General features: G+C 67.6%; 3 protein-coding genes. 1 reads left to right on the top strand and 2 read right to left on the bottom strand.

Annotated features, from left to right (window positions below; translation table 11 throughout):
• Nucleotides 1–306, top strand: a 306-nt coding sequence (locus ACEQXV_RS17090) for an acyl-CoA dehydrogenase family protein (protein WP_370270173.1), incomplete at its 5' end; no start/stop codon positions are given.
• Between the two features lie 474 nt (nucleotides 307–780).
• Here the strand turns inward: ACEQXV_RS17090 and ACEQXV_RS17085 are convergent.
• Both ACEQXV_RS17085 and ACEQXV_RS17080 read right to left on the bottom strand, forming a co-directional pair.
• A complete protein-coding gene (locus ACEQXV_RS17085) occupies nucleotides 781–2,085 on the bottom strand; it encodes a GGDEF domain-containing protein (protein ID WP_370270171.1) in 1,305 nt (434 codons plus the stop codon).
• Between the two features lie 3 nt (nucleotides 2,086–2,088).
• On the bottom strand, nucleotides 2,089–2,319 hold the full coding sequence (locus ACEQXV_RS17080) for a hypothetical protein (protein WP_370270170.1): 231 nt from the start codon (nucleotides 2,317–2,319) through the stop codon (nucleotides 2,089–2,091).
• Between the last annotated feature and the right edge of the window lie 348 nt (nucleotides 2,320–2,667).

The following is a 2,667-nucleotide window of genomic DNA, read 5'->3' as shown; positions in this document are numbered from 1 at the left end:
GAGAGCGCGCGGATCTATGCCTATCAGGCACTCGCCGCCTGCGATGCGCTGAAACAGGGCGAAGGCGGGCGCGGCGCGATCCACCGGCTCTGCGCGGGCGTGGTGCTGAACGGGTCGGCGATGATCGCCCGGGTGACCGATCTGGCGGTGCAGATCCATGGCGGGTCGGGCTTTGTCTGGGAGACCGAGGTCAACCGCCATTACCGTAACGCCCGCATCGCCTCGCTTGGCGGCGGAACGACCGAGATGCGCAAGATCATCATCGCCGAAGAGCTGTTCCGCGCCCGGGGCCTGCGACCGGACTAGGCGCCCGCCGCACGGGCGCGCGGACGCCGCGTCGTGCAGTCGGCCCGGCCTGCAGTCGGCCCGGCCCTTACAGACCGGTCCTTATTGGCCGGCCATCGCCGGGCGCACGCGAAGAGGCGAGTTTCGGCGAATACCCGGTCCGATCCGTCCGGAACGCGTGCCGACGCGCAGCTGGGCCCGTAGGCGGGCTCAGGCATGTAGGCGGGCATGGCCTGTATGCGGGACGGCGCGTATGCGGGCAAAGTGCGCATACGGGTACGGCGCGAATGCGGATAAGGCGTACCTGCCGGCACATCCGTCGCCATGCGTTCAAGGGCGACGCGCGCCTCGTATTTGGAAGGATCGCCTGCGGTGTGTCCCTCGTTCAAGACCGTGCATCGGGGCTCGTACGACGCTGTGCCCGCGCGGTTGGACAAGCGCGGCCTCCGCCGCCGCGGCAGCCACGTCGTTCGCTGGCGGGAACAACTTCCAGCTTCAGCCGCTGGGAGCGCGTCCTGCTGTCCGGCCCGGTTGCACGGCTCTTGCCGGTTCTCCACCGCCCGGCATATCGCCTCTGGACGTCACGCGCGTCTCAGCCTCCGGCCCGGTCCCCGCCCCATCCCCGGGCGGGCCGCGCCCCGCCCTGACACTCTCCGCCCCGCGCTCAGGGATGTCTGGATCTTCGTCCAGGGCGTTCCCCGCCCGGTCGTCTCTCGCCGGATCGTCGGGGTTGCCCGGGTTCTCCACGTCGGGCCAACACAGGCCGCTGTTCTGTTTGACCCAGTGCAGGGCGTCATCGGCGTCGCGCAAGGTGCGCTCCAGATCCATCCGGGCCGGCACGTGAAGCACGCAGCCGATCAGCAGCTTCGGCGCGTAGATCTTGTCATCGGCGGTGACGGGCGGCATGGCGGCGACGGCAAGCCGGATCCTGTCAGCCAGCCTGCCCAACGCCGGTTCGGTCATGTTGGGCAGGGCGAGGATGAATTCGTCTCCGCCCAGCCGCGCCAAAACCGCCCCGCGCGCGTCGGGGCCCGCCTGCACGATCTGCCGGGTGAGGATGCCCGCGATATCGTACAACAGCGCATCCCGCGCCCGATGGCCGAAACGATGATCGGCCGTCTTGAAACGGTCGAGATCGCACAGCATCAGCCCCACGACATCGGCCTTCAGCCCTGCCATCGCCGTCTCGAATCCCTTGCGGTTCAGCAGCCCCGTCAGCGCGTCCTGCCGGCTCATCCTGTCGATGCGCCGCATCTCGCGCGCGATGAAAATGCCCAGCACGATGGTGATCTGGAACATGACCCAGCCCAGCCCGCCGAATAGCAGGCCGATCAGCGCGGTTTCATCCGGACCCGGCGCCTGCCGCGCGGCATAGATCCAGCCCGCCCCCATCGGCAGGAACAACGCGCCCGCCGCCATGAGACGCAACGCATGCCCGGCCCTGCCTGGCAGGAAAAGCGGCGACAACAGGCTGGCCTTGCGCAAGCCGAGCGCCGCCGACAGCGTCAGCGTGAAGCCGCACAGCGTCGACCAGAGCGACAGCTCCGCGTCCCACAACGCACTGGCCATCGCCAGGTCGACGACGGCCACGTTGGTCATGGCCAGCAATGCGATGACGAACAGCGCCGACAAAAGCCGGTTTCGGCGCGCGCTGAGCAGCGCCAGCGCACAGGTGCCGATGAACACCAGCGACTTGGTTGAGACATGCCCGTTCAGGCCCAAAGACGACAATTCGGCCGCCTTCAGGACCGCATCGGCATGGCCGCCGAACAGACCGGCAAAGCGGTCGGCCAGCACCATCGCTCAACCCAGCGCGATGCCCCCGGCGAGCGTATTGCGCAGGGAAGCGGGCGGACGCGGCCCGGGCCAGAACAATCCGGCCAGCAGCAGGTACGACAACGCGGTGGGCAGCGCCAGAGCAGGCTGCTCCACGCCGGGCCCTGCCCTCAGATTGGCACCGAAACCCAGCACCACCAGCACGATCACCAAAAGGGGCGCGCCGCGAGACAAGGCGGCGCTGACATCGGTCGGCATGACGCTTGTCCCCTTTCATGCGGCCTGCATCCCTTGGGCTGGGTCTACACCTTGCGCCTTAATGAAGCGTGAAGCCGGGCGGAGACCTCCTGAAGTACCTCGAAAAAGGAAACATTCCCGCCCGACCGGCAGGACAAAGCCACTTTCTCGCATAAAGCCCGGAAGCTTCGCAGCCGGCCCCGATCCGCCGCGCGGATGAAAAAAAGGCGATTGTGGGCGCTAACGTCTTCGTGCCGCCATTGTCGTGACCCAATCGCCCGCGTATCCCTTTGCCCAACAGTCAATTCCAGAGGGGACCCGCCATGCGCGCCACCAGAACCGTCCAGAAAATCCTCGCCAATTACGAAG

Source organism: Nioella sp. (assembly GCF_964229645.1).
In the GTDB taxonomy this organism is placed as follows: Bacteria; Pseudomonadota; Alphaproteobacteria; order Rhodobacterales; family Rhodobacteraceae; genus Nioella.
The sequence above is the reverse complement of the archived record's forward strand: the minus strand, read 5'-3'. Positions and strand labels throughout refer to the sequence as shown.